Source organism: Streptomyces sp. NPDC058964 (genome assembly GCF_042741275.1).
Taxonomy (GTDB): domain Bacteria; phylum Actinomycetota; class Actinomycetes; order Streptomycetales; family Streptomycetaceae; genus Streptomyces.
Genome location: NZ_JBHYKH010000003.1, coordinates 1 through 21692, shown reverse-complemented (window position 1 = coordinate 21692; position 21692 = coordinate 1). Strand labels below are relative to the sequence as shown.

At 72.8% G+C, this 21692-nt stretch carries 12 protein-coding genes; 8 read left to right on the top strand and 4 right to left on the bottom strand.

Translation table 11 applies throughout. The features are described 5' to 3' along the window. Positions 1-131: 131 nt before the first annotated feature. From ACFW2E_RS00640 to ACFW2E_RS00625, 4 genes are all read right to left on the bottom strand, one after another. Positions 132-737: a hypothetical protein gene (locus ACFW2E_RS00640; protein WP_384459158.1), complete on the bottom strand. Its 606-nt coding sequence runs from the start codon at positions 735-737 to the stop codon at positions 132-134. Between the two features lie 326 nt (positions 738-1063). Further along, positions 1064-2170 (bottom strand): peptide chain release factor 2, encoded by a 1107-nt coding sequence (prfB, locus tag ACFW2E_RS00635; protein WP_384459155.1) that lies wholly within the window; start codon positions 2168-2170, stop codon positions 1064-1066. A 336-nt stretch (positions 2171-2506) separates the two neighbouring features. Continuing rightward, a complete protein-coding gene (locus ACFW2E_RS00630; RefSeq protein ID WP_384459152.1) occupies positions 2507-3745 on the bottom strand; it encodes a serine/threonine-protein kinase in 1239 nt (412 codons plus the stop codon). A 111-nt stretch (positions 3746-3856) separates the two neighbouring features. Next, positions 3857-5566 carry a serine/threonine-protein kinase gene (locus tag ACFW2E_RS00625; protein ID WP_384459149.1) on the bottom strand — a complete coding sequence of 570 codons (1710 nt, stop codon included), beginning with the start codon at positions 5564-5566 and terminating at the stop codon, positions 3857-3859. Between the two features lie 328 nt (positions 5567-5894). Between ACFW2E_RS00625 and ACFW2E_RS00620 the strand changes: the two genes are divergently transcribed. From ACFW2E_RS00620 to ACFW2E_RS00585, 8 genes are all read left to right on the top strand, one after another. Beyond that, positions 5895-9287, top strand: a complete 3393-nt coding sequence (locus tag ACFW2E_RS00620; protein ID WP_384459243.1) for an FHA domain-containing protein — start codon at positions 5895-5897, stop codon at positions 9285-9287. A gap of 273 nt (positions 9288-9560) precedes the next feature. After that, positions 9561-10946, top strand: coding sequence for an ABC transporter substrate-binding protein (locus tag ACFW2E_RS00615; RefSeq protein ID WP_384459146.1), 1386 nt, complete (start codon positions 9561-9563; stop codon positions 10944-10946). A gap of 7 nt (positions 10947-10953) precedes the next feature. Continuing rightward, positions 10954-12297 carry a carbohydrate ABC transporter permease gene (locus tag ACFW2E_RS00610; RefSeq protein WP_384459143.1) on the top strand — a complete coding sequence of 448 codons (1344 nt, stop codon included), beginning with the start codon at positions 10954-10956 and terminating at the stop codon, positions 12295-12297. Positions 12298-12388: 91 nt separating this feature from the next. Next, the gene (locus ACFW2E_RS00605) at positions 12389-13297 is read left to right on the top strand and encodes a carbohydrate ABC transporter permease (protein ID WP_384459140.1); all 909 of its coding nucleotides are present in this window, start codon (positions 12389-12391) and stop codon (positions 13295-13297) included. A 177-nt stretch (positions 13298-13474) separates the two neighbouring features. Further along, complete coding sequence (locus tag ACFW2E_RS00600) at positions 13475-15742, top strand: CDP-glycerol glycerophosphotransferase family protein (RefSeq protein WP_384459137.1); 2268 nt, start codon at positions 13475-13477, stop codon at positions 15740-15742. Between the two features lie 164 nt (positions 15743-15906). Next, positions 15907-18147: a CDP-glycerol glycerophosphotransferase family protein gene (locus ACFW2E_RS00595; RefSeq protein ID WP_384459135.1), complete on the top strand. Its 2241-nt coding sequence runs from the start codon at positions 15907-15909 to the stop codon at positions 18145-18147. A gap of 7 nt (positions 18148-18154) precedes the next feature. Continuing rightward, entirely contained in the window at positions 18155-20371 is a 2217-nt protein-coding gene (locus tag ACFW2E_RS00590; protein ID WP_384459133.1) for a CDP-glycerol glycerophosphotransferase family protein, read from the top strand. Beyond that, the coding region (locus tag ACFW2E_RS00585) for a hypothetical protein (protein WP_384459130.1) at positions 20368-21692 on the top strand (1325 nt) is incomplete at its 3' end. The genes ACFW2E_RS00590 and ACFW2E_RS00585, both read left to right, overlap by 4 nt.

The following is a 21692-nucleotide window of genomic DNA, read 5'->3' as shown; positions in this document are numbered from 1 at the left end:
GGGGGGGGGGGGGGGGGGGGCCCACCCCCCCCGGGGCCCCCCCCCACACCCGGGCCCCGGGGCCGGGGCCCCTTACCCGCGGCCCCTTTCGCGGTACGACGTGGGTACGTTCCGTACGCGACCGGCTACCGTCAGGCGGCCGCGCCGCCCCGTCCGCCGACGAGCCGCGGCAGGATGCGGAAGCCGATGCCGCCGGCGATCATCGTCGCGGCACCGACGATCAGGAATGCCGTCTGGCCGGCACCGGTCTCGGCGAGCTGGTCACCGCCGCCCTGGGCCTGGGTGCCCGAGGAGGTGTCGGTGAGGGCGGAGGTGCCCTCCTCCTGCGCGGAGGTGCCGGAGCCGCCGTCGGGGTCGGTGTTGCTGTTACCGCCGCCCTGGTGGCCGTTTCCGTGGCCGTTTCCGTGCCCGTTGCCGCCGCCGTTGCCGTGGGTCGGGGTGGCGGTGGGCTCCTCGGAGGGCTGGTCCGTGGTCGGGTCCTCGGTGGGCTCGGTGGGCTCCTCCGTGGGGTCCGTCGGCTCGTCCGTCGGGAGCGTTGTCTCGGTCGGCGCCGGATCGGTCGGCACCGTCGTCGGGAGGGTCGTCTCGGTCGCGTCGGGGCCCGGCGACCCGTCGACGCTCACGTTCACGCCGATGTCCAGGGCGGAGGCGGCGCCCGCGGCGGTCAGCGAGGCACCGGCCGCGATCACGGCACCGGCGGCTATCCGCGCGATCCGGATCCGGGTCTTCTTGGTCATATGTTTGCTACCCCCAGTAGCTGTTGTCGATGGGCGGCGCGTGGGGCCGACAGTGATCGACGGAGGCAGCTGACGGGATCGACGAAACCGTCCAAGTCCCCCGGTTCACATGCGCCCCAGAGATACGCATGCCGCGCTTTACCATTCCGATTTTTCAAAGCAACGTCAAGGCCGTTGCGTGCGCCTTGTCCGGTTGCGCGGCGTTTGCCAGTGGGTGGAGCCTGTGACTGTGACGTAAAACCCAGACAAATGAGAACTGCCGCCTCGAGGGCGGCAGTTGCCAGGCGGCTCGGCAGGCGGCATTGCCGATTACCGAGTCGACAAATTTACTTCTCCTGCTGCTTGCGCCAGCGAATACCGGCCTCGAGGAACCCGTCGATCTCACCGTTGAACACGGCTTCCGGGTTGCCGACCTCGTGCTCCGTCCGCAGGTCCTTGACCATCTGGTAGGGGTGCAGCACGTACGAACGCATCTGGTTGCCCCAGGAGTTGCCGCCGTCGCCCTTGAGGGCGTCCATCTTGGCCTGCTCCTCCTGCCGGCGCCGCTCGAGCAGCTTGGCCTGGAGAACGTTCATGGCGGTGGCCTTGTTCTGGATCTGCGAGCGCTCGTTCTGGCAGGAGACGACGATGCCGGTGGGCAGGTGGGTGATGCGCACGGCGGAGTCGGTGGTGTTGACGCCCTGGCCGCCGGGACCGGAGGACCGGTAGACGTCGACGCGCAACTCGGACTCGTCGATCTCGACGTGGTCGGACTGCTCGACCACGGGGAGCACCTCGACACCGGCGAAGGAGGTCTGGCGCCGGCCCTGGTTGTCGTACGGCGAGATGCGCACGAGGCGGTGGGTGCCCTGCTCGACCGAGAGGGTGCCGTAGGCGTACGGGGCCTGCACGGCGAAGGTGGTGGACTTGATGCCCGCCTCCTCCGCGTACGACGTCTCGTACACCTCGGTCTTGTAGCCACGCTGCTCGGCCCACCGCAGATACATGCGCTGGAGCTTCTCGGCGAAGTCGGCGGCGTCGACGCCACCGGCCTCGGCGCGGATGTTCACGAGCGCCTCACGGGCGTCGTACTCACCGCTGAGCAGCGTCCGGACCTCCATCTCGTCCAGCGACTTGCGGACGGCGGCGAGCTCGGACTCGGCCTCGGCGCGGGTGTCCGGGTCGTCCTCCTCCTCGGCCATCTCGAAGAGCACGCCAAGATCGTCGATCCGGCCGCGCAGCGCCTCGGCCTTCCTGACCTCGGCCTGCAGGTGGCTCAGCTTGCTGGTGATCTTCTGCGCCTCGTCCGGGTTGTCCCACAGGGACGGCGCGGCCGCCTGCTCCTCGAGCACGGCGATGTCTGCCCTCAGCTTGTCGAGGTCCAGAACGGCCTCGATCGACTCCATGGTCGAGGAGAGGGACTTGAGCTCTTCGGATACATCGAGGACTGCCACGCATCCAGCGTAACGGCTCCGCCGGGCGGCCAGCGCCGAGCACATCCGTTCCCGGTCCCGGCCCCCGGGTGCTGCCGCCCCCGGCACCCCGCGTAGGCCGTGCGGACTCGTCCTCAATCGCCGGACGGGTCCAACGGAGCGGACCCCGGGACGGCCCGGTGCCCTGCCGCCCCAAGGGGCGAAGCCCCGCAGGCGCGCGGCGGACGCAGTCCCCGCAGGGGCGCGGGGGTCCGGGGCAGAGCCCCGTGACGGGGGCCACCTGGCCCACAAAGACGGGCAGGCGGGCAAACATAGGACGAAGCCCCGGCGGGCCCGGTCACCCCACCCATCACAGCCTCACGGAGTGGATGTGCTGTGCGTTCCCCCCGAGGACCCGTCCGAGTCGTCCCCCGAGGTCGCCAGCCACGCGCCGACACCGACCGCCGCGGCCAGCACCGCCCCCACCACGCTCAGCGTGATCTTCCGACGCCGGGCCGCCGCGCGATGGCGGGCCGATCCCGGGCGGGGAGCGCCGGAGGCACGGGGCACCCGGGCCGTCCCCCGCGCACCCCCGGCCAGCTCCTCGGGCCCCGGCACCCTCATCGACGTATGCGTGTCCCGGTTGGAGTCCGGCTTGGCGCCGGGCACCAGGGACACCGCCCCGCGCCGCCGCGCCTGCTCCCCGGCCCCGGCGGACGGCGACGGCGCCGGCTCGTCCACCGCCTCCTCGTCCGCCTCCGCCTCCGGCTCGTCGACGTCCAGCGGCGGCATCCCGGCCAGCGTCGGCAACTGCTCCCGCAGCCGCGCCGCCAGCTCGGACGCCCGCAGCCGCGAGGCCGGCGCCTTCGCGAGGCACTGCACGATCAGCTGCCACAGCTCGTCCGGGATCCCCGGCAGCGGCGCCACCGTCTCGGTCACGTGCCGCCGCAGCACCGCCCCCGGATGCCCCCCGCCGAACGGCGTGAACCCGGCCAGCAGCTCGTACAGCACGGTCGCCAGCGCGTAGATGTCCACGGCCGCCCGGGGCGGCAGCCCCTCCACGATCTCCGGCGCCAGATAGTCCGGTGTACCGATGATCTTCGTGGCGCGCGTCCGCTTCGGGGAGTCGATCAGCTTGGCGACGCCGAAGTCCGTCAGCAGGGCGGGGTGCGCCCCACCCGGACCGAGCGGCCCCTGCATGTCCAGCAGCACGTTCTCCGGCTTTACGTCCCGGTGCACGACCCCGGCCGCGTGCGCGGCCGCCAGCCCGTCCGCGACGTCGGCGACGATCGCCACCGCCGCCTCGGGGGCCAGCCGCCGCTCCCGCTCCAGGCGGGTGCGCAGATCCGTGCCCCGGACCAGGTCCATGACGAGCGCGAGGTCGTTGCCGTCCACGACCAGATCGCGCACCGAGACGACGTTGGGATGCTCGAGCCCGAGCAGCGCCGTGCGCTCCTGCACGAAACGCCCGACGAGTTCCTGGTCGGACGCGAGATCCTCGCGCAGCAGCTTGATGGCGACGGGCCCCTCCGGCCCCTCGCCCAGCCACACCGTGCCGGCGCTGCCCCGCCCCAGGATCTGGTTCGCGGTGTACCGGCTGCCGATCTTCCGTGCCAAGACTGCTCCTACAGACGCGTGTTGCCGTTAAAAGTACGCGTCCGACGAGCCGACCTTCACCACGGAGACCGAAATCACCCGCCAGCTGTCGACAAATCCACAGACTCGCGATCAGTTGCCGCCGGAACCGCTCCCCAGATCCTTGACCCAACTGGACACGGTGCCGACCCAGTCCTTGAGCTGGTGCCAGTAGCCCCGGCCCTCGCCGACCCAGGTGTGCAGCGGGGTCAGGTCCCAGATCAGCCAGCCCGCGACGAACAGGATGACCAGCGTGAACAGGCACCCCTTCAGACAGCCCAGCCCCGGGATCTTCATCGGGTTGGCACTGCGCTGCCGGGGCTCGCGCGCCGGCCGCTGGGGCTGCGCCGGGGCGGCGGGAGGCGCGTACCGCTGCGGCTGCTGCTGCGGCTGGTGCTGCGGGGCGTACTGCTGCGGCTGGTGCTGCTGCGGATAGCCGTAACCGGGCGGCGGCCCCTGCTGCGGCCGCTGCTGGCCGCGCGGCTGGGGCCGCTGCTGCGGCGCCGGCCGGGACTGCGGCTGGTGCTGCGGCCGCGCCGCCTGCCGCTGGGGACGGCGGCGCAGCGGGTCCTGGTCGGGGTCGAGGTACTGGACCTGCGTCTGCTCGTTGCGGTCGCGGGCCGCGCGCAGCTGGGACTGCCAGGGGTGCGGCTGCTCGGGCTGCTGCCCCTGCGGCACCGGCGGCATGACGGCGGTCGGGTCGGCGGCTCCGGTGTGCGGCAGTACGGCGGTGGGATCGGCCGCGCCCGCCGGGGCACCGGCGCCGGCGGGACCGCCGGTGTGCGGCAGGACGCTGGTCGCGGCGTTGGGGTCGTACGCGCCCGGCGCGGAGCCCGTGGGGAGCACCTGGGTCGGGTCGGCGGCCCCGAGCACACCCGGCACGGCGGTCGGCGCCGGGTCGGGGGCCAGCAGGGCGCCGACGCCCTCCGCGGCGGCGATCTGCGCCGAGTTCGCGTGCACGCCGATGCCCTCGGCGACGACGCGCAGCCCGCGCGCGAGGTTCTCGGCGCTGGGCCGTTCGTCCGGGTTCTTGCGCAGGCAGCGCTCTATGACCGTCCACAACGGGTCGGGCACGGTGGACGGGCGGCGCGGCTCGGCACTGAGGTGCTGGTGCAGCACCTCCAGGGCGCTGCCGCCGGAGAACGGGGGACGTCCCGTGACGAGCTCGTACAGCAGGATTCCGGCGCCGTAGATGTCGACGGCGGAGGTCTGCGGGCGGCCCTCGGCGGACTCGGGCGCGACGTACGCGGGCGTGCCGACGAACTCGTGGGTGCGGGTGAGGCCCGGGGAGTCGGCGAGGCGCGCGATGCCGAAGTCGGTCAGCAGCGGGTGCATCCGGCCGTCGTACTGCTGGAGCAGGACGTTGGCAGGCTTCAGGTCGCGGTGGACGACGCCGTCGGCGTGGCTGGCCGCGAGCGCGTCGGCGATCTGCGCGGTCATCAGAGCGGCGGCGACGGGGGTGAAGGGGCCGTTCTCGCGCAGGTAGCGGTGCAGGTCAGGGCCCTCGACGAGGTCCATGACGAGAGCCAGCAGGTCGCCCTCGACCACCAGGTCGCGGACCCGGACGATGTTCGGGTGGGTCAGCCGCAGCAGGACGGAGCGCTCCCGCAGGAAGCGCATCACGACGTCCGCGTCGCTCGCGAGCTCCTCCTTGAGGACCTTGATCGCGACGGTCTCACCGGGCTGTCCGGGCACGGCCGCCTCGGCGCCCGCGGTCTCTCGCTGGCGGGCTCGCCAGACGGTCCCGGTGGCGCCGCGTCCGAGCGGCTCCTCCAGGAGGTACTTGCTGCCTACCGGCCGCACGTCATGGCTCCCTGTCGCTTGCTGGTGTTCCGACCCACTCTAGTGCCGCTCTCCAAGGCACTACGTAAGCGTTCCCGTGCATGTTCGAAGGAAAGACGCTTCGCTCGGTCTCGTGGTTGCCGAGGCCGGACGTGAGCGATCTCAAGTGATCCTCGGCACGGTACTGGTCAGGCACTTTTGGGGGCAGAGCTGACCAATCAAGATCACTTGTCACCGGGGCGCGGGCGCATTGTCGGTGTCAGGTGCGAGGATGCGTGCAGTACTGGCCGACGTGCTCGTGCGGGGTGGGGGAAGTCCGCTGCACGCGCAGAAGGGACCGCTGACGGCGATGCAGATCCGGCTGACCGTCGTAGACCCGCTGGGCACGGCCCCGCAGCGGGGCCGTGCCGCGAGCCGCGACGTGCTGGTCACGGCCCCGGCCGGCACGGACCTGGCGGCGGTGGCGTCGGCGCTGGCCTCGGCGGTCTCCGGCGACGGCAGCCTGGGCCGCGAGTCGAGCGGCGCCCCGGTCGTGCTGTACGCGGGGGCGGAGCGCCTGGACGCCCGGCGCCGTACCCTCGGCGAGCCCCCGCTGGTGGACGGGGCCGTGCTGTCCCTGGGCGCGCCCGCCGAACCCGAGGCGCATCCCGAGCTGGACGACGCCCCGACCCAGCTGCACGTGGTCGCGGGCCCGGACGCGGGCGGGGTCCATCTCCTGCACGGCGGCCAGGTCACGATCGGCCGCTCCGCCGACGCCGACGTCCCGCTCGACGACCCCGACGTCTCCCGCGTGCACTGCGCGGTGACGGTGGCCGCCGACGGCCGTGTCTCGGTCGTCGACCTCGACTCCACGAACGGGACGGCCCTGGACGGCACCCGCGTGGGCACGCACCCGGTCCGCTTCCCTTCGGGCGCCCTTCTGCGGATCGGCGAATCCGCCCTGAGGCTGACTCCGTCCGGGGGACCGGGGGCGCGGATGGAGACCGTGCCCGACGGGGAGGGCTGCGTACGGGTGACCCCGGCGGGCCCGGGGGCCGACGGCGACGACGTGGCTCCGGGCGCGGCGGGTCACGCACGCACGGCGCGCGCCGCGGGCGCGGACGGCCCCAGCGGGTCCACGCACCACTCCTACGGCTCGGCGGGCTGGGGTGCCTCGGGCGGCGGTCCCGACGCCCAGCACCACCTGCCCCCGGCACCGCCGGTGGTGCCGGGACAGGCCGTCGCGCCCGGGATCGAGACCCGGGGCGGGGACACCCACGCCGGGCGCCTCGGAGTCGGCGGCGCGGACACCCCCCTCGGGACCGGGCTGCCCGGCGCGGCAGCGCACGGCCCGGCTCCGGCGGGCGCGCCCGCCGGGGCACGCGCGCGTACGGACGGCCCCGCGGACGGCCGCAAGGGCACCCCCCTGCGCGGCACGGATGTGCCACAGGGCGTGCGAAGGCGCGGCGGGATCGGCGCGTGGGCGCGCCGGCTGGCCGGCGGTCGCGGGGAACAGCCGGGAGCCGGACCGGAGGTGTACGGCGAGGAGGGAGCACCGGAGGCCACCGCGCCCCCGGCCGGTGCTCCGCAGCAACCGGAGACCTGGCCGGACCCGGCGGCGCTGCTGCTGACGGCGCTGGGCCCCGGCCCGCGGCTGTGGGAGCGCGGCCCGGGACACCCCGAGACGCTCACGGTCCGGCTCGGCACGGCCGACCGGACGGTGCCGGACGGCTCGGGCCTGCTGCCCGCCGTGCCGGTGACCGCCGATCTGCGCGAGGCGGGCGCGCTGGGCCTGGCGGGTCCGCGCGCCCGGCTGTCCGGGCTGACCCGCGCGGTGCTGGCGCAGCTCACCGCGCTGCACTCCCCCGACGCGCTGGAGATCGTCCTGATCAGCGCCGACCGTGCGCGCCCCCTGGAGGAGCGCACCGCCGAGTGGTCCTGGCTCGGCTGGCTCCCCCATGTGCGCCCCGGCCACGGCCAGGACTGCCGGCTGCTGCTGGCCCACGACCGTGAGCAGGCCGCGGCCCGCACCCAGGAGCTTCTGCACCGTCTGGAGGACCACCTGTCGGCCGGCACGGCGGGACGGCCCCCGGTGCGTGACGTCCCGCGGGCCGACGGCGAGCGGCGTCCGGCCCGGCGGCCCTCCTGGGCGCGGGACGACTTCGGCGCGGACGGGGCGGGCGACTTCGCCGGTCCGTACACCGTGGTCGTGGTGGACGGCGACCCGGGCGGCGCCGGCCTGCGCGAGTCGGTGGCCCGGCTGGCGCTGGAGGGGCCGCGGGCCGGGATACACGTGCTGTGCCTCGCCGAGACGGCCCCGGCCTCGCCCGCGTCGCCGGTGACGGAGACGTACGAGGCGGCGTGCGCGGTGGCGCCCGCGTTCCGGGAGTGCGGTGCCGTGGCGCTGCTCGGCGGTGACGTGGCCACGGCGCTGCATCTGATGCGGGTGGCGCGGACGGACCCCCACGGCACTGCGGCGGGTCCGGTCGGCCCCGGCACGGTCGCCGCCGTGGACGCGGTCTCCCCCGCCTGGGCCGAGCGTTTCGCGCGGGCGCTGGCGCCGCTGCGCACGGACGGCGCCGTCGGCGAGCGGCACGCGCGCGCGGCCACGCCGCTGCCGTTGTCGGCGCGGCTGCTGGACGAACTGGGGCTCGCCCGCGCGACCCCCGCGTCGCTGATGGCGCGCTGGGCGGACGCGGCCGACGACACGGAGTCGCTGGGCGGCCGTGCCTGGGCGGTGCTGGGCGCCGGTCCGCGCGGACCGCTGGTCGCCGAGCTGGTGGCCGACGGACCGCACCTGCTGATCGAGGGGCCCTCGGGCAGCGGCCGGACGGAACTGCTGCGGTCGTTCGTCGCCTCTCTCGCCGCCGCCGAGCGCCCCGACCGGCTGGGCGTGATCCTGATCGACGGCCGGGACGGCGTCGGCACGTCCGGCGGCCACGGCGAGGGCCTGCGCGTCTGTACGGACATACCGCACGTCACGACCCACCTCGGCGCCAACGACCCCGTCCGGATGAGGGAGTTCGCCCAGTCGCTGAGCGCCGAGCTGAAGCGGCGGGCCGAACTGCTCGGGCGGGAGGACTTCGCCGAGTGGCACGCGCGCCGCGAGGTGTCGGGCCGAATGGTCACGCAGCGCACGGTGAACGGGCGCCCGGCCTCGTCGGGAACCGGGGACCTGGACGCCCCGCCCAGTTCGACGCTGCGGCTGCGGCCCGCGTCGACGGCCCGTCAGCAGACCGAGGCGGCACCGCCGTTGCCGCGGCTCGTGGTGGTCGTGGACGACCTGGACGCGCTGGTCTCCCCCGCGCTCGGCTCGCCGGGACGCCCCGCCGCGGGCTCCGTCATACGGGCGCTGGAGGCGGTCGCCAAGGACGGCGACCGGCTCGGCGTGCACCTGGTGGCGGCGACCGGGCTCGGCGGCCGTACGGTGGAGACGGAACCGGCCCGCCGGGCCACCCTCCGCGTGACCCTGGACGCCCCGGCCTGCGGACCCGACGAACCGGCCCCCGGGCGCGGGCGCCTGACCTCGGCGGACGGGCGGGTGACCGCGTTCCAGGGGGGACGTGTGACAGGCCGTATCCCGCGCACCGCGACCCAGCGCCCCACGGTGGTCACCCTGGAATGGCACCGCATGGGCGACCCGCCGGCCCGCCGCCCGGTGCGCGAACTGGGCAACGGGCCGACCGACTTGGCGCTGCTGGCCAGTGCCGTGGAGCGGGCGGCGCGGGAAGTGACGGCCACGGAGATACCGTCGCTTCTGTAACGGCCGCAATCTCCCGGGCCGTCCGGCGATCGAGGACGCGTCCGTTCCGGCCAGGCCGAAGCGGGTAGCCGTAGACCACGCTCCAGCGCGGCCCGCATCAACACCTGTTCGCCGACCACGACTTGGCCGATCACTACTTCACCGATCACGACGCGGTCACGATCCTCCGGTTGACAATGCAGGCGCTCTTGCCGCCTTCAAGCAGCCAGGCGTAGACCGGACCGCACGGGACAGCGCTCGGACGTTCAACGGAGAACGAAGAACGGGGCAGTGATGCGTAGCAAGAGCAACACCATCCGGACAAACAGGGCCGTCACGACACTCGCCGCGCTCCTCGCGGGAGCCCTCGCGCTCACCGCCTGTGGCGGCAGCGACAACGACAAGAAGGACAAGGGCGGAAAGAGCTCCGGCGCCACGGAGACCGGTTCCACCGTCACCCTCCCCAAGCTGAACGGCGTGAGCCTGGAGGTCGCCGCCGTCTGGACCGGTCAGGAGCAGAAGAACTTCAAACAGGTCCTCGCGGAGTTCGAGAAGCGCACGGGGGCCAAGGTCACCTTCGTGCCCGCCCAGGACCCGATCATCAACTTCCTCGGTTCCAAGATCGCCGGCGGTCAGCCGCCGGACGTAGCGCTCCTCCCGCAGCCGGGCGCCATCAAGCAGGCCGTGGACAAGAAGTGGGCAAAGCCGCTCGGTGCCGAGGCGCAGGCGGAGCTCGCCAAGAACTATTCGCAGGGCTGGCAGGACATCGGCAAGGTCGACGGCAAGCCGTACGGCGTCTACTACAAGGCCGCCAACAAGTCGCTGATCTGGTACAACGCCAAGGCGTTCGCGAACGCGGGCGCCAAGGAGCCGAAGACCTGGCAGGAGCTGCTGACGGCCGCGCGGGCGGTCTACGACTCCGGGGTCACCCCGTTCTCCGTCGGCGGCGCCGACGGCTGGACCCTCACCGACTGGTTCGAGAACGTCTATCTCTCCCAGGCCGGCCCGGAGAAGTACGACCAGCTCGCCCAGCACAAGATCAAGTGGACGGACCCCTCCGTGAAGCAGGCGCTGACCACGCTCGCCCAGATCTGGGGCAAGAAGGACTACGTGGCGGGCGGCGCGGACGGCGCGCTGCAGACGGAGTTCCCGGCCTCGGTCACCCAGACCTTCACCGGCGGCGACCAGCCGAAGGCCGCCATGGTCTACGAGGGCGACTTCGCACAGGTCAACATCGGTGAGACCAAGGCGAAGGTGGGCACGGACGCGAAGGTGTTCCCGTTCCCGTCGGTCGGTTCCACCGCACCCGTGGTCTCCGGAGGCGACGCGGCGGTCATCCTGAAGGACTCCAAGGGGGCGCAGGCGCTGGCCACCTTCCTGGCCTCCCCGGACGCGGCGACCATCCAGGCGAAGCTGGGCGGCTACCTCTCCCCGAACAAGAACGTGCCGGCCTCGGCGTACCCGAACGCGGTGCAGCAGACGATCGCCAAGGCCCTGATCGCCTCGGGCGACGACTTCCGCTTCGACATGTCCGACCAGGCCCCGCAGGCCTTCGGCGGCACCCCGGGCAAGGGCGAGTGGAAGGACCTCCAGGACTTCCTGAAGAATCCGAAGGACGTCGCGGGCGCCCAGGCGAAGCTGGAGAAGGACGCGGCCGCGGCGTACGGCGGCGGGAGCTGATCCGGCGATGACGTCGGCAGCGGCGGCAGGGGGCCCACCGGCCCCTGCCGCGCCGAAGAGCCGCAAGAGCGTGACCGGCACCCGCAGGACCGTGGCAGTTCTCTTCCTGCTGCCCGCCCTCGTCCTGCTCGGCGCGCTCGTGGTCTACCCGATCGGGTACTCGGTCGTCCGCAGCTTCTACAACTCCTCGGGCGACGGATTCACCGGAGTCGACAACTACAAGGCCCTGTTCACCGACGACGGCATCCGCACGGCCCTGAAGAACAACATCATCTGGGTGGTGTTCGCACCCACGGTCTCCACGGCCCTCGGCCTGATCTTCGCGGTGCTGACCGAACGGGTGCGCTGGGGAACGGCGTTCAAGCTGGTCGTCTTCATGCCGATGGCGATCTCGATGCTGGCGGCCGGCATCATCTTCCGGCTGGTGTACGACCAGGACCCGGACAAGGGTGTCGCGAACGCCGTGTGGGTCGGCATCCACGACACCTTCGCCCAGTCGTCGGCATTCCCCAAGGCGCACCCGGGACGCGAGTCGCCGCTCAAGCCGGACGCGGGCGGTTTCATCACGTCGGCGACCGTGCACACGGGCGAGTCGGTCACCCTGCCCCTCGTCGGCGTGGCTCCCGACCAGATGCCCGGCAGCGCCAGGAAGGCGGTGGCCGCGAAGCCCGAACCGGGGAAGATCACCGGCTCCACCTGGCAGGACTTCACGCGCGGCAAGGGCGTCGGCAGGCTGGGCGCCCCCGACCCGTCCGAGCTGGGCTACTCCGGGATGCGGATCGAGGCGGTGAAGGACGGCGAGGTGGTGGCCTCGGCGAAGGCGGCCGCAGACGGCACCTTCACGCTTCCCGCCGCGGCCGACGGGGCCCGGCTGCGGCTTCCGGCAGGCAACTTCAAGGAACCGTACAACGGCGTCGACTGGCTCGGCCCGTCGCTGGTCACGCCCGCCATCATCGGGTCGTACGTCTGGATGTGGGCAGGTTTCGCGATGGTGCTGATCGCCGCCGGGCTCGCGGGGGTGCCCCGGGAGCTGCTGGAGGCCGCCCGCGTCGACGGGGCGAACGAGTGGCAGGTGTTCCGCAAGGTCACGGTGCCGCTGCTCGCCCCGGTCCTCGCGGTCGTCACCGTCACGCTGATGATCAACGTGCTGAAGGTCTTCGACCTGGTCTTCATCATCGCGCCGGGCTCGTCCCAGGACGACGCGAACGTGCTCGCCCTGGAGCTGTACCGGAAGGGCTTCGCGGAGGACCAGCCGGGCATCGCGAGCGCGATCGCGGTGTTCCTGCTGCTGCTGGTGATCCCGGTGATGTGGTTCAACATCCGCAGGCTGCGGCGGGAGGGCAGGCGATGAGAACACGTGTGCCTTGCGTCGGCCGGGGGTCCGGGGGTTGCCCCCCGGGAACGCGCAGTAACATCCGCAGGCTGCGGCGGGAGGGCAGGCGATGACGACGCACGCCGGAAGCATCGGCAAGTTGGCCCCCGCCGGGACGGTGAGGGCCCGGCGGTCGCTCGGCTCGCGGATCGCCGGGAAGCTCAGCGGCGGGCTGGTGCGCGCCTTCCTCCTGGTCGTCGGCCTGTTCTGGCTGGTGCCGACCATCGGTCTGCTCGTTTCCTCGCTGCGCGCCCCGGAGGACATGAGCGCGAGCGGCTGGTGGGAGGTGTTCGGCAGGCCCTCCCAGCTCACCTTCGACAGCTACCAGAAGCTCCTGGAGAACAGCGACATCACCAACTCCCTCTGGAACACGGTCCTGATCACGGTTCCGGCGACGGTCCTGGTCGTAGTCATCGGCTCGCTCGCGGGGTACGCGTTCGCGTGGATGGAGTTCCCGGGCCGCGACTGGTGGTTCCTGGCCGTGGTCAGCCTGCTGGTCGTACCCGTCCAGGTGGCGCTGATCCCGATCGCCGAACTCTTCGGCCAGATCGGCCTGTTCGGGACGATCCTCGGAGTGATCCTGTTCCATGTGGGCTTCGGCCTGCCGTTCGCGGTGTTCCTGCTGCGGAACTTCTTCGCGGAGATCCCCCGGGAACTGCTGGAGGCCGCGCGGCTGGACGGCGCCGGTGAACTGCGGCTGTTCGCAAGGGTGGTGATGCCGCTGGGCGGGCCCGCGATCGCGAGCCTGGGCATCTTCCAGTTCCTGTGGGTGTGGAACGACATGCTGGTCGCGCTGGTGTTCACCAAGTCGGGCACGCAGCCGATCACGGTGGCCCTGCAGACCCAGGTACGCCAGTTCGGCAACAACATCGACGTGCTGGCGCCCGGCGCGTTCATCTCCATGGTGATCCCGCTGGCCGTGTTCTTCGCGTTCCAGCGGCAGTTCGTGTCGGGTGTGATGGCGGGGGCGGTCAAGTAGCCGCCGGAAAGCGGCGGAAAGCGGCGGAAAGGATACGTCCTCGGGGCGACCCGGCAGGACGGCTCGCCCTTCACCGTCCGCGTCGGTGTCCCCCACATGCCGTACGAACCGTAACCAAGTCACTCCATCGGCCGTTCCCGGGCACAACGCCCGCACCGACCGACCCATGGATGTCCCTTGCCCAGGTTCAGTGTCATTGTCCCCGCGTACAAGGTCCAGGCGTATCTGCACGAGTGCCTGGACTCGGTACTGTCCCAGTCCTATCCCGACCTCGAACTGATCGCCGTCGACGACCACTCGCCGGACGCCTGCGGGGCGATCATCGACGAGTACGCGGCCCGTGACGAGCGCGTACGCGCCGTGCACCTGCCCAAGAACCTGGGTCTGGGCCGCGCCCGCAACGCGGGCATGGAGCACGCCAGGGGCGACTACCTGGTCTTCCTGGACAGCGACGACACCCTCACCCCGGACGCGCTGCGCTCGATCGCCGACCGGATCAAGGAGACCGGCGAACCGGACGTCCTGGTCTACGACTACGCGCGCACCCACTGGACCGGCGAGGCGGCCCGCAACAAGTTCGCGCTCCAGCTGACCGAACAGGGCCCGGCCCCCTTCCGCCTGGAGGACCGCCCGGGGCTGCTGCGGGTCCTGATGGTGGCCTGGAACAAAGCCTGCCGACGGGAGTTCGTCGAGGCGAACGCCTTCCGGTTCCCGCCGGGCTACTACGAGGACACCCCCTGGACCTACCCGGTCCTGATGGCGGCGGAGTCCATCGCCACGCTCGACCGGGTGTGCGTGCACTACCGGCAGCGCCGGCAGGGCAACATCCTGTCCACCACCAGCCGCAAGCACTTCGACATCTTCGAGCAGTACGACCGGGTGTTCGCGTTCATCGAGGAGTGGCCCGAACTCGCCCGGTGGAAGCCGGTGTTGTTCCCCCGCATGATCGACCACTTCTCGACGGTGTTCACCAAGCGCGACCGGCTGCCGCGCGACAGCCGCGCCGAGTTCCTCCGCAAGGCCCGCGCACACCACCGCCGTTACCGCGTCCGCGGCACGCAGGTCCCCCTGCGCTCCCGGCTGCGCCACACCCTGGTCCGCTTCGGCCTGCACCGCACCTACCGCGCCCTGTGGCTGGCGACGGCCGCGCACCGCCGTGTCCGCCGGCTCGCCGCGGGGCTCGCCCGCGCCCTGTGGGCTGCCGTCCTCCAGCTGCACTACCGCGTGCAGTTGCGGCTCCCGCTGCGCGCGGACCGCGCGGTCTTCAGCGCCTATTGGGGGCGCGGCCACGGCTGCAACCCGGGCGCGCTGGAGGCCGCCTTCCGCACCCGCGCCCCGCACGTCCGCACGTCGTGGATCGCCCACACCGAACACCAGCACACGATTCCGCCGGGCCCGCGCCGACTGCGGCCCGGCACGGCCGCCTACTGGACGGCGCTGGCCCGCTCCAAGTACCTGGTCAACAACGTCAACTTCGACCGGCGCCTGCGCAAGCGCCCCGGCCAGGTGTTTATCCAGACCCAGCACGGCACCCCCCTCAAGCACATGGGCCTGGATCTCCAGGACCGCCCGGCGGCCGCCCGCGACACGGACTTCGCCGAACTGCTGCGCGGTGTCGACAAGTGGGACTACGTGCTTTCCGCCAACCGCCACACCACCCTGACCTGGGAGCGGGTCTACCCGGGCAGCTACACCACGCTGGAGTACGGCTACCCGCGCAACGACGTCTTCCAGCGGGCCACCTCGGCGGACGTGACCAGGCTGCGCGAGCAGCTGGGCATCCCGAAGGGCTCGGTCGCGATCCTCTACGCCCCCACCCACCGCGACTACCGCCGCACCCAGAGCCCCGCCCTCGACCTGGAGCGCGTCCTGCGCCGCCTGGGCCCGCGTTTCGTGATCCTGACGCGCGCCCACTACTGGCACGACGGCCCGCTCGCCGAGGCCAGGAGCGGCCGGATCATCGACGTCACCAACCACCCGAGCGTCGAGTCGCTCTGCCTCGCCTCGGACGCGCTGGTCACCGACTACTCGTCGATCATGTTCGACTACGCCAACCTGGACCGGCCGATCGTCGTGCACACCGCCGACCGGGAGGCGTACGAGGCGGCCCGCGGCACCTACTTCGACGTGGGCGACCTCGCGCCGGGCGCGGTCGCGCGCAGCGAGGACGAGCTGATCGACATCTTCGCGAGCGGCCACTGGCGGGGTTCGCGCTCCGCCCAGCTGCGGGCCGCGTTCCGGGAGCGCTTCTGCCCGTACGACGACGGACGCGCCGCCGAGCGGGTCGTCCGGCATGTCGTGCTGGGCCAGATGGAGAGAGTGCCTCCGTTCACACCGCTCGCCGAACGCCACCCGGTGCCGTCGGCGGCCTCGGCTCTCGCGCGCTCCCCACTCGCAACCGTGCCGCAACCTTCCCGGCCCGTCCCCGTCACCGAGAGCCGCTGAACGCCGTTTCCCCTACCGGGAGTTCCCATGCCCCCCAGCACTTCGCGGCCCACCCCGACCCGGCCGTCCACCTTGCGGCCGACCGGGCGGCCGGGCCGCGTCCGTACGGCCTGAGCCCAGGACGACAAGGCCTGGGCGCCAGGACAGACAACAGAAAGAGCAGAATGCCCCGCTTCAGCATCATCGTCCCGTCCCATGGGGTCGCGGGCCGGCTGTCCCAGGCGCTGGACTCGGTCCTCGCACAGTCCTTCGGCGACCTGGAGCTGATCCCGGTCTGCGACGGGCCCGATTCCCCGGCCGCCGGCGTCGCCGCCGGTTACGCCGAGCGGGACTCCCGGGTGGCCCCGGTGCACTCGCCGCCCTCGGCCGGTCTGGGCGGGGCGCGCAACACGGGGACGCGGGCGGCGACGGGCGCGTATCTGCTGTTCCTCGACGGTGACGACGTGCTGATGCCCGGAGCACTGGCGGCCCTCGACGCCCGGCTCGCCCGGACGGGCGACGTCGACGTCCTGTACTTCGAGCACGAGCGGACGCCCTGGTGGGAGGGCGATCCCGGCAACCCGGCGGCCCCGATCCTGGCGAGGACCCCGGACGGGGCGTTCTCCCCGGACCAGGCCCCCCTGCTCACCGGCGTCCGGCTGCCGGCGTGGAGCGCCGCATACCGCCGCTCCTTCGTCGTCGAACACCGACTGGATTTTCCGGACGGGCACTTCACGGACATCGGCTGGGGCGGGCTGACCTCCGTCGCCGCGGACCGGCTGGCGGTGCTGCGCTCGGTCCTCGTCAGGCACCGGCTGCGGCGGCAGGGCAGCCGGCTCAACCTGCCGGGCGTGCACCAGCACGACCTCCTGGACCAGGTGGACCTGGTGCTGACCCGGGCCGCCGAGCAGGGGCTCCCCGGCGAGCGGACGCGCCCCCTGTTCGAGCAGCTCTTCGCCACCGTCCTGAAGACGGCCTCCCGGCCCGAGCTGCTGCCCTCCGGGCACCGGGCCTTCTTCCGCCGCGCCCGCCACCTCCACCGGCGCCACCGCCCGGCCGGGTTCCGGGTGCCGGGCGGGAGCCTGGGCGTCCAGCACCGCCTGCTGACCGCCGGGGCGTACACCGCGTTCCGTGCGCTGCGGGCCGCCAACCGGTCGGCGGCCAAGGCCGTCATGGGGGTCCCCCCTGCTCGAGCGAAGTCGAGAGCCCGGGGCAGGTTCCCGCGCCCCCGCATGCTGCGCACGCGTCTGCTCTACCGCGGCCACCTGCGTCGCCCCATCGACCCGAACCTCGCGGTGTACTGCGCCTACTGGGGCCGCGGCTACGCCTGCAACCCGGCCGCGATCCACGCCAAGGCCCGCGAACTCGCCCCGCACATCCGGTCGGTGTTCCTGGTCGAGCCCGACCAGGCGCACACCATGCCCGACGACGTCGACTACGCGGTGATCGGCAGCCGCCGGTACTGGGAGGTGCTGGCCCGCGCCAAGTACCTGATCAACAACGCCAACTTCGCCGAGGGGGTCGTCAAACGGCCGGGAAGCGTCCATGTGCAGACCCAGCACGGCACTCCGCTGAAGAAGATGGGCGTGGACCAGTCGACGTACCCGGTCGTGGCCGCGCAGACCGGCAGCTTCGCCAAGCTCCTCGGCCGCGTCGACCGCTGGGACTTCAACCTCTCCTCCAACCGCCACTCCACCCAGATGTGGGAGCGCGCCTTCCCCGGCTCGTACGAGGCGCTGGAGTACGGCTATCCGCGCAACGACGTCTACTGCACGGCGACCGCCCACGACGTGGCGCGCGTCCGCCGGGAGCTGGGCGTCCCGGAGGGCAGCACCGCCGTGCTGTACGCCCCCACCCACCGCGACCACCACACCGGCTTCGAGACCGGCCTCGACCTGGAGGCCTTCTGCGAGGCGGCCGGCGAGGACGTCGTCGTGCTGCTGCGCGCCCACTACTTCTACGACCGGGGGCGCGGCGGGAGCGACGGCCGGATCATCGACGTCACCGCGCACCGCTCCTCGGAGGACGTCTGCCTGGCCGCGGACGCGCTGGTCACGGACTACTCGTCGATCATGTTCGACTACGCCAACCTGGACCGGCCGATCGTCGTGTACGCCGACGACTGGGAGGTGTACCGGGAGACGCGGGGTGTCTACTTCGATCTGATGGAGGCGCCGCCGGGCCCGGTGGCCCGGACTCCCGAGGAACTCGCCCGCGTCTTCCGCGACGGCTCGTACGCGGGCCCGGGCTCCAAGGCGCTGCGGGCCGCGTTCCGGGAGCGGTTCTGCCAGTTCGACGACGGCCTGGCCGCCGAGCGCGTCGTACGGCGGGTGCTGCTCGGCCAGCCGCCGGAGGCGATCCCGCCCGTGATCCCGCTCGCGGAGCGCATCCCCGCCCCCGCCGCCGCGACCCTCGTGAGGAGCTGACCCCGCCGTGCCCCGCTTCAGCGTCATCGTCCCCTGCTTCAAGGTGCAGGGCTTCCTGCGCGAGTGCCTCGACTCGGTCCTCGACCAGACGTTCCACGACATCGAACTGATCGCCGTGAACGACTGCTCCCCGGACGGCTGCGGCGCGATCCTCGACGAGTACGCGGCCCGCGACACACGGGTGAAGGTGCTGCACCTGCCGGAGAACGTCGGGCTCGGCCGGGCCCGCAACGCCGGGCTCCCGCACGCCACCGGCGACTACCTGTTCTTCCTCGACAGCGACGACACCCTCACCCCGGGCGCCCTGCGCGCCATCGCCGACCGTCTGGACGAGAGCGGCGACCCGGACGTGCTGGTCTTCGACTACGCGCGCACCTACTGGTGGGGCGGGACGCGCCGGAACGTCCTCGCGCACGTGCTGGCCGAGGCGGGCGACGGCACCTTCACGGCCGCCGAACACCCGGAGATCCTCGACCTGCTGATGGTGGTGTGGAACAAGGTCTACAACCGCGAGTTCGTGGAACAGAACGGCTTCCGCTTCCCGCCCGGCTACTACGAGGACACACCCTGGACCTTCCCGGTGATGCTCACCGCCGGACGGATCGCGGCCCTCGACCGGATCTGCCTGAACTACCGTCAGCGCCGCCAGGGCAACATCCTGTCCACCACCAGCCGCAAGCACTTCGACGTCCACGACCAGTACGCGCGGGTCTTCGCGTACGTCGACGACCATCCGGAGCTGTGGACCTGGCGTCCCTATCTGCACCGCAAGATGGGCGAGCACTGTCTCGACATCCTCGCCAAGCCCGACCGGCTGCCGCCGTCCGACAAGGCTGAGTTCTTCCGGCGTACGGCGGAGATGTTCCGCGGGCACAAACCCGAGGACGCGCGGATCGACGGCGAGGTCGCCCTGCTGGCGGGCAGCTACCCGGCGTACCTGGTGAAGCGGCAGGCCGGGCGGGCGGGCCGGGAGTTCGGGCGGCGGGGGCTCCAGGTCCGCAAGGCCGCGGCCTGGCAGGTCAAGCGGGCCTGGTCGGGGCTGCAGGCCCGCCGCGCCCTGGACCCGGACCTCGCCGTGTACTCGGCGTTCTCGCACCTCGGGGTCCTCGGCGACCCGGCAGCCGTGTACCGCAAGGCGCGGGAGATCGCGCCGCACATCCGCGGGGTGTGGGTGGTGCGGGACGAGGAACAGGCCGCCCAGCTGCCCCCGGATGTGGAGCACGTGCTCCTCGACACACCGCGCTACTTCGCGGTCACCGCGCGGGCGGGCTTCTTCGTCAACAACGTCAACTGGCCCGGCAGCCTGGCCAAGCGCCCCGGCAGCGTGTACATCCACACCCACCAGGGCACCCCGCTCAAGTACATGGGCGCCGACCTGCTGGGCAAGCCGGGCGCCCGGTACGGCTTCGACGTGCCGCAGATGCTGCGCCGGGCCGACCGCTGGGACTACAGCCTGGTCGCCAACCGCCACTCCGAGCTGGTGTGGGAGCGGGCGTACCCCTGCCACTTCACCTCGGTGCGCACCGGCAGCCCGCGCAATGACGTGCTGGTCGACCCGGCGGAGGACACCGGGGCCGGGTTCCGCTTCCGGTACGGCATCCCGGACGACCACACCGTCGTGCTGTACGCGCCGACCCGCCGCGACTACTGCCGGGGCGGCCACGTGGACCGGATCGACCTGGCCCGGCTCGCCGCCGACCTGGGCGAGGGCCACACCCTCGTCGTACGCCTGCACCCGTCCCTGGCCACCGGCCCCGCGCGCGGCATGGGCCTGGCCGAGCTGCACCGGCGCGGGGTGCTGGTGGACGCGACGGACGAGCCGCACGTCGAGGAGGTGATGCTCGCCTCCGACGCGCTGATCACCGACTACTCGGCCCTGATGTTCGACTACGCCAATCTCGACCGGCCGAGCGTCGTGCACGCCGACGACTGGGGTGCGTACACGGCGAGCCGGGGCGCCTATCTCGACATCACGACCGAGGCGCCGGGCCATGTGTCGCGCTCCCACCGTGAGCTGGCGTGGCTGTTCGCCTCGGGGGCGTGGCGGGACGAGGAGTCGGCGCGGCTGCGGACGCAGTTCCGGTCGCGGTTCTGCGAGTTCGACGACGGACGGGCGGCCGAGCGGGTCGTGCGGAACCTGATGCTCGGCGAGAGCGTGCCCGACGCGGAGGCCGCCAGGGTGCCGGGTCCGGCCGCCGGTCACGACCTGCTCGCGTCGACATGAGGCCGCGCACCTGGGTCCTGGTCCTTGCGGCCGTCTTCGCGGTGCTCCAGCTCGCGAACGTCACCGGCCGGGACACGCCCGACTCCAAGAACTACGTGTCGTACGCGCTGACCCTGGGGGGCGCGGGCAAGCGGGCGGCGGCCGCGGCCACCATCGACTGGGCCTGCGCGGGCCGGGCGTCGCTCGCGCGGCGCGGCCAGAGCGTGGACGTGGTGCGCTTCCACCGGGCGAGTCCCACCCGGCGGGTGCTCGCGGAGTGCCGCGCCGACGACGGGGGGCTGGTGGAGCGGCGGCTGCGGGCCGGGCAGACGGACGGGCACATCGCGCCGTTCGTGGCCCCCCGGCTGAGGCGGATCTTCGAGGTGCGGCCGGGGTATCCGCTGTTCCTGCTGCCGTTCGTCAAGGTGTTCGGCGTGACCTGGGGCGTATGGCTGGCGAGCGTGGCCGTCACGGCCGCGGGCGGGATCCTCGCCTTCCTGGTTCTGCGCACCCTGTCCGTGCCGGTGCCGTTCGCGCTGGCCGGCCAAAGCCTGTACTGCGTCCTGCCGTGCGGTACGACGGCCATGCGTCCGATGGCCGAGGGCCTGATGCTGGCGCTGACGCTGGCGGCGGTGTGGGGCTGCGCGCTGGCCCTGAACCGCAGGCCCCGGGCCGGGGCGGCCCTGGTCGCCGGTTCCCTGCTCACGCTGTTCGCCGTGAAGCACTCGCAGTCGCTGTTCCTCGGGCTGTGCCTGGGCGCGGCGGGCGCGGCGGTGGCCGTACGGCGCCGCCTGTGCGGGCGCCCCGTGGGGCGCGGGGTCGTGGCGATCGCGGTGACGGGTTGGTGTGCCGCGCTGGGCACGGTGCTCCTGGCGCGGCTGCTGCACTACCCGTCCGAGTCGGAGAGCCTCCAGGACCTTCTCACCGACCACTTCCACCGGCCGGACCGCGCGCATCCGTGGCCGGAGTTCCTGCATCTGGAGGCGAGCTTCTGGATCGAGTGGGTTCGGCGGCAGTTCATGGATCCGCTGTTCCTGGCGGCGCTGGCGGCCGGGTCGTGGGGCGCGCTGCGGCGGCCCGCGTTCGGCTGCTTCCTGCTGGCGGCCGCGTTCACCGGGATCCTCACCCAGGCCGGGCATCCCGACATCAACATCTGGGGTGAGCGGCTGATCGTGCTGGCCTGGCTGCTGCCGGTGGTGGGGATCCCGCTGCTGCTGGAGCCGGTGGTGGGGGCCGGCGGGCGGGCGCCGCGCCCCCCCGCCCCCCCCGCCCCCGCCCCCGGGGGGGGGGGGGGGGGCCCCGCCCCCCCCCCCCCCCGCACCAGAGAAGCGGAGCGGTGGTG

Coding starts and splice junctions, on each gene's coding strand:
- ACFW2E_RS00615 (WP_384459146.1), top strand. CDS start 9,561: ATGCGTAGCAAGAGCAACACCATCCGGACAAACAGGGCCGTCACGACA.
- ACFW2E_RS00605 (WP_384459140.1), top strand. CDS start 12,389: ATGACGACGCACGCCGGAAGCATCGGCAAGTTGGCCCCCGCCGGGACG.
- ACFW2E_RS00595 (WP_384459135.1), top strand. CDS start 15,907: ATGCCCCGCTTCAGCATCATCGTCCCGTCCCATGGGGTCGCGGGCCGG.
- ACFW2E_RS00610 (WP_384459143.1), top strand. CDS start 10,954: ATGACGTCGGCAGCGGCGGCAGGGGGCCCACCGGCCCCTGCCGCGCCG.
- ACFW2E_RS00620 (WP_384459243.1), top strand. CDS start 5,895: ATGCAGATCCGGCTGACCGTCGTAGACCCGCTGGGCACGGCCCCGCAG.
- ACFW2E_RS00640 (WP_384459158.1), bottom strand. CDS start 737: ATGACCAAGAAGACCCGGATCCGGATCGCGCGGATAGCCGCCGGTGCC.